A 5,744-nucleotide genomic window follows, 5' to 3' on the forward strand; every position below is an offset into this window, starting at 1 on the left:
GCGCGTGGGTGCAGACGCGACGGCGCAGGGCATCGTGCGATTGATGCAGCAGGCCCAGAGCCAGCGGCCTTTTGTCAACGGCGTGCTGGACCGCGTCGCCGCGGGCTTCACGGCGGTCGTGCTGCTGCTGGCGCTGCTGGCGGGCGTCGGCTGGTGGTGGCTGGATCCTTCACGCGCCATCGCAGTGGCCGTGGCCGTGCTGATCGTCACCTGCCCATGCGCGCTGACCCTGGCCGCGCCTGCGGCCTGGCTCGCGGCCAGCGGCGCGCTTGCTCGGCGCGGGTTGCTGCTGACGGACCTGGCGGCGCTGGAACGGCTGTGCGCCATCGACACCGTCGTCTTCGACAAGACCGGCACGCTCAGCGAGGACCGGCTGCAGCTGCGTCGCCACTGGGCCCAGGGCGCCGATGCCGACGCGCTGCTGAACGTCGCCCGCAGCCTGGCCGGGCTGTCGCGCCACCCGGTGGCGCAGGCGCTGGCCGACGGAAGTGCCGGCAGCTGGGCGGACGTGCGCGAAGTTGCCGGCCGCGGCGTGGAGGCGCGTGATGCGACCGGCCGGGTCTGGCGCCTGGGTGCGCCGGCCTGGGTCAGCGCGCGGCCCGACCCGGCCGCGCGGCTGGCGTTCGGCCCCGTGGGCTGCGGCGACTGCGTGCTGTGGCTGGACCTTGCCGAGGCGCCACGCGCCGATGCCGCGGCAACGATCAAGGCCTTGCGCGCTCAGGGCAGGCGCGTGCGCCTGCTATCGGGCGACCAGCCGGCGGCGGTCGCGCGCATGGCGGCGTTGCTGGACATTGCCCACTGGCGCGCGGGCGCCACGCCCGAGTCCAAGCTTGCTGCGCTGCGTGACTGGCAGGCGCGCGGCGAGCGCGTGTTGATGGTCGGCGACGGCATCAACGACGCGCCGGTGCTGGCCGCGGCGGACGTGCGCATCGCCATGGGGCAGGGCGCCATGCTGGCGCGCGGTGCCGCAGATGCGCTGCTGGTGTCCAACCAGCTGATGGCGATCCCGCAGGCGCTCGCGCTGGCGCACAGGACGCGCCGCGTGCTGCGCCAGAACCTCGCCTGGGCGGCGCTCTACAACCTGGCCTGCGTGCCGCTGGCGCTGAGCGGCTGGCTGCCGCCGCTGGCGGCGGGCCTGGGCATGGCAGCGAGTTCGCTGTTCGTCGTGCTCAATGCCCAGAGATTGGCGCGCTGATGGACATCCTGTATCTCCTCATCCCCTTCTCGGTCGTGCTGGTGCTGCTCATCGTGGCGGTGTTCGGCTGGGCTGTGCACTCCGGGCAACTGGACGGCTTCGAACACGAGGCTGAACGCATCCTGCTTGACGAGGATCAAGGCGTCTAGGAGCCCCCGCGCGAAGAATCGTTTGCATCAGACTGAAGGAGTCGCGATGGCGAACGAAAAGGCGCTGGCCACCACTGGGGCGGTATACGAAGACGGACCGGTACGCGCATTTGCGCTGGCCGCCGTTCTGTGGGGCGTGGTGGGGATGCTCGTGGGCGTCATCATTGCGGCGCAGCTGGCCTGGCCCGATCTCGGCGCAGGCATCCCCTGGTTGAGCTACGGGCGGCTGCGGCCCCTGCATACCAACGCGGTCATTTTCGCGTTCGGTGGCTGCGCACTGATGGCGACCAGCTACCACGTCGTGCAGCGCACCGGCCAGACCCGCCTGTTCGCGCCGGGCCTGGCGTGGTTTCACTTCTGGTGCTGGCAGCTGGTCATCGTGGCTGCGGCCATCACGCTGCCGCTGGGCTTCACACGCGGCAAGGAATATGCCGAGCTGGAATGGCCCATCGGCGTGCTGATCACCATTGCCTGGGTGTCCTACGCCATCGTGTTCTTCGGCACCGTGGGGCGCCGCAAGATCCGTCACATCTACGTGGCCAACTGGTTCTTCGGTGCCTTCATCCTCGCTGTGGCCCTGCTGCACCTCGTCAACGGCGCGGTGATCCCGGTCAGCTTCTGGAAAAGCTATTCGGCCTACGCCGGCGTGCAGGACGCGATGGTGCAGTGGTGGTACGGCCATAACGCGGTGGGCTTCTTCCTGACCGCGGGCTTCCTCGGGATGATGTACTACTACATCCCCAAGCAGGCCGAGCGCCCCGTCTACAGCTACCGCCTGTCCATCGTCCACTTCTGGGCGCTGATCTTCACCTACATGTGGGCGGGCCCGCACCACCTGCACTACACAGCGCTGCCGGACTGGGCGCAGAGCGTCGGCATGATCTTCAGCCTGGTGCTGCTGGCGCCGAGCTGGGGCGGCATGATCAACGGCGTCATGACGTTGTCGGGTGCCTGGCACAAGCTGCGTGACGACCCCATCCTGAAGTTCCTCATCGTCGCGCTGTCGTTCTACGGCATGTCGACCTTCGAGGGGCCGATGATGTCCATCAAGACCGTCAACGCGCTGTCGCACTACACCGACTGGACGGTGGGCCACGTGCACAGCGGCGCCCTGGGCTGGGTGGGCCTCATCTCGATGGGCTCGCTCTACCACCTGATCCCGCGCATGTTCGGCCGCACGCAGATGTACTCCAAGAGTGCCATCGAACTGCACTTCTGGATCGCGACGCTGGGCATCGTGCTCTACATCGCCGCGATGTGGATTGCCGGCGTCATGCAGGGCCTGATGTGGCGCGCGGTCAACCCCGACGGCACCCTGGTCTACACCTTCGTCGAAAGCGTCAAGGCGACCTGGCCCTTCTACGTGATCCGCCTCAGCGGCGGCCTGCTCTACCTCGGCGGCATGCTGGTCATGAGCTGGAACGTCATCAAGACCGTGCAGGCCGGCCGTACCCAGGCCGTGCGCATCCCTGTGCCTGCGCTGGCTCACGCCTGAACTGACATGCAGCCCCTCGTCCAACGAGTACGTTGGCCGGTCCCCCGCGGGGACGGCGATACCTGCCGGTTCGACCGGCAGGTACGTCGCCCAACGCGGGCCGGCTTGGGAGCGGCCCGGCGCTCGGCCCGCAAATTTCAAGCGCCGCTACACGCGGCGGAGCAAATGACATGAGCACACAAACTTCATCCGTCTCCGGCCACCAGCGCATCGAGACCAGCAACCTGCTGATGATCGTGCTGGTGCTGCTGACCGTGCTGGTTGGCGGCGTCGTCGAGATCGTGCCGCTGTTCTTCCAGCGCTCCACCACCGAGGCCGCGCCCGGCCTCAAGCCCTACACGGCGCTGCAGCTGGCCGGCCGCGACATCTATCTGCGCGAGGGTTGCTACAACTGCCACTCGCAGATGATCCGCCCGCTTGCCGCCGAGACGCTGCGTTATGGCAAGTACTCCACGGCGGGCGAGTTCGTCTATGACCACCCCTTCCAGTGGGGCAGCAAGCGCACCGGGCCCGACCTGCATCGCGTCGGCGCCAAGTACAGCGACGACTGGCACCGCATCCACCTGAACAACCCACGCGACCTGGTGYCCGAGTCCAACATGCCGGCCTACCCCTGGCTGGTAAATGCACCGGTGGACGCAGCCGGCATGCCGGCGCGCCTCGCGGCGATGCGCATGCTGGGCGTGCCCTACACCGAGGCGGAGGTGAAGGCCTCCTCCCAGGACGTGACGGGCAAGACCGAGCTCGACGCGCTGGTGGCCTATCTGCAGGTGCTTGGCACCGCGAACAAGTAAGGAGCCCGCACCATGGGCATCAACGAACTCCGTGTGGCCGTGACTCTCGTGTCGCTGGCCGTCTTCCTCGGCATCATCGCCTGGGCCTGGCGCGGCCGCTTCGACGACGCCGCCCGCCTGCCCCTCGAAGGAGATGAGCAATGAGCGACTTCTTCAACGGCGGCTGGTCCCTCTTCATCGCCATTGGCACCATTGGCGGCCTCATCTTCTGCGGCATTCTGCTCATCATCGCCAGCCGCCGCCAGGTGATGGCCTCGGACAACACGACGGGCCACGTCTGGGACGAGGATCTGCGCGAACTCAACAACCCGCTGCCGGCCTGGTGGATGGGCCTGTTCGTGCTGACCATCGTCTTCTCCGGCATCTACCTGGCGCTCTATCCAGGGCTGGGCAACCAGGCCGGCAAGCTGGGTTGGACGAGCCTGGGCGAGCACGCCAACGACCTGGCACAGGCGCGCGCCACCATGGCGCCGGTCTATGCCGCCTTCGCCGACAAGACCCCGGAGCAACTCGCCAAGGATCCCAAGGCCCACGCCATTGGCGAGCGGCTGTTCGCCAACAACTGCGCGCAGTGCCACGGCGCCGACGCCAAGGGTTCCAAGGGCTTCCCCAACCTGACCGACACCGACTGGCTGTGGGGCGGCTCGCCCGAAACCATCACCGAGACCATCACCAAGGGCCGCGAGGGCAACATGCCCGTGATGGCCCCGGCAGTGGGCGCGGCGGAGGATGTGCGCAACGTCGCCCACTACGTGCTGTCGCTGTCGGGCAGCCCGCACAACGCGCTCTACGCCCAGCTCGGCAAGCCCAAGTTCACCGCCTGCGCGGCCTGCCACGGCCCCGGCGGCCAGGGCAACCCGGCCCTGGGGGCGCCCAACCTGAGCGACAAGGTCTGGCTGCATGGCTGGGGTGAGGAAGCCGTCACGGCCATGGTCAACAACGGCAAGCACAACGTGATGCCGGCCCATGGCGAGCGGCTGACGCCCGAGCAGATCCGCGTGCTTGCGTCCTATGTCTGGGGTCTGTCGCAGTCGCAAGGCGTCATCGCTTCCCCCTGAGTCCCATGCCTGTTCCCTCCGCGCCCGGTCCGGGCGATGCCGTCCAAGTCATCCGCCTCTACAAGTCGGAGGACAAGATCCACCCGCGGTCGGTGGACGGCTTCTACGCCCGCTGGCGCTGGGCCATCGTCGCGCTGACCCAACTCGTGTTCTACGGCCTGCCCTGGCTCAGTTGGGGCGAGAGGCAGGCCGTGCTCTTCGACCTGGGCTCGCGGCGCTTCTACATCTTCGGCCTGGTGCTGTATCCGCAGGACTTCGTGTACCTCACGGGCTTGCTGATGATCTCGGCCTACGCGCTCTTCCTGTTCACCGCCGTGGCCGGGCGCCTGTGGTGCGGCTACGCCTGCCCACAGACGGTCTACACCGAGCTGTTCATGCTCATCGAGCGCTGGTTCGAGGGCGACCGCAACGCGCGGCTGCGGCTGCAAAAGGCGCCGTGGTCCTGGACCAAGCTCTGGCGCAAGGCGGGCAAGCAGTCCGCCTGGATCGCGCTGGGCCTGTGGACCGGCTTCACCTTCGTTGGCTACTTCACGCCCATCCAGACACTGGCGCGCGAGGTCCTCGCGTTCGGCATGGGACCGTGGGAAACCTTCTGGGTGCTGTTCTACGGCTTCGCCACCTACGGCAACGCCGGCTACATGCGCGAGCAGGTCTGCAAGTACATGTGCCCGTACGCGCGCTTCCAGAGCGCGATGTTCGACCGCGACACGCTGATCGTCAGCTATGACCCGGAGCGCGGCGAGCCGCGCGGCAAGAACGCGCAGCGCGGCAAGAAGGGCGAGGTGCGCAGCGCCGCCGCTCCCGTGGGGGACTGCATCGACTGCAACCTGTGCGTGCAGGTCTGCCCGACCGGCATCGACATCCGCGACGGCCTGCAGTACGAATGCATCGGCTGCGCGGCCTGCATCGACGTCTGCAACGGCGTCATGGACAAGATGGGCACCGCGCGTGGCCTCATCCGCTATGACACCGAGAACGGCCTGGAGCAGCGCCTGACGCGCGCGCAGCGCTGGCAGCACGTGCTGCGCCCGCGCGTGCTGATCTACACCGCCG

7 protein-coding genes are annotated in these 5,744 nt (G+C 68.1%); all 7 read left to right on the forward strand.

What is annotated here, in order from left to right:
* On the forward strand, positions 1-1,195 hold a 1,195-nt coding region (locus tag ACXJKR_RS22465; protein ID WP_457324690.1), incomplete at its 5' end, for a heavy metal translocating P-type ATPase.
* A complete protein-coding gene (gene ccoS, locus ACXJKR_RS22470) occupies positions 1,195-1,344 on the forward strand; it encodes a cbb3-type cytochrome oxidase assembly protein CcoS (RefSeq protein ID WP_056197788.1) in 150 nt (49 codons plus the stop codon). The genes ACXJKR_RS22465 and ccoS, both read left to right, overlap by 1 nt.
* A gap of 46 nt (positions 1,345-1,390) precedes the next feature.
* Positions 1,391-2,839 (forward strand): cytochrome-c oxidase, cbb3-type subunit I, encoded by a 1,449-nt coding sequence (gene ccoN, locus ACXJKR_RS22475; protein ID WP_457324691.1) that lies wholly within the window; start codon positions 1,391-1,393, stop codon positions 2,837-2,839.
* A 170-nt stretch (positions 2,840-3,009) separates the two neighbouring features.
* Positions 3,010-3,633, forward strand: a complete 624-nt coding sequence (ccoO, locus tag ACXJKR_RS22480) for a cytochrome-c oxidase, cbb3-type subunit II (RefSeq protein ID WP_457324692.1) — start codon at positions 3,010-3,012, stop codon at positions 3,631-3,633.
* Between the two features lie 12 nt (positions 3,634-3,645).
* On the forward strand, positions 3,646-3,777 hold the full coding sequence (locus ACXJKR_RS22485; RefSeq protein WP_056197782.1) for a cbb3-type cytochrome oxidase subunit 3: 132 nt from the start codon (positions 3,646-3,648) through the stop codon (positions 3,775-3,777).
* Positions 3,774-4,691 (forward strand): cytochrome-c oxidase, cbb3-type subunit III, encoded by a 918-nt coding sequence (gene ccoP / locus ACXJKR_RS22490; RefSeq protein WP_056197780.1) that lies wholly within the window; start codon positions 3,774-3,776, stop codon positions 4,689-4,691. Before ACXJKR_RS22485 ends, ccoP begins: the two co-directional genes overlap by 4 nt.
* Positions 4,692-4,696: 5 nt before the next feature.
* The coding region (gene ccoG / locus ACXJKR_RS22495; protein ID WP_457324693.1) for a cytochrome c oxidase accessory protein CcoG at positions 4,697-5,744 on the forward strand (1,048 nt) is incomplete at its 3' end.

The organism is Roseateles sp. P5_E11 (assembly GCF_054049355.1).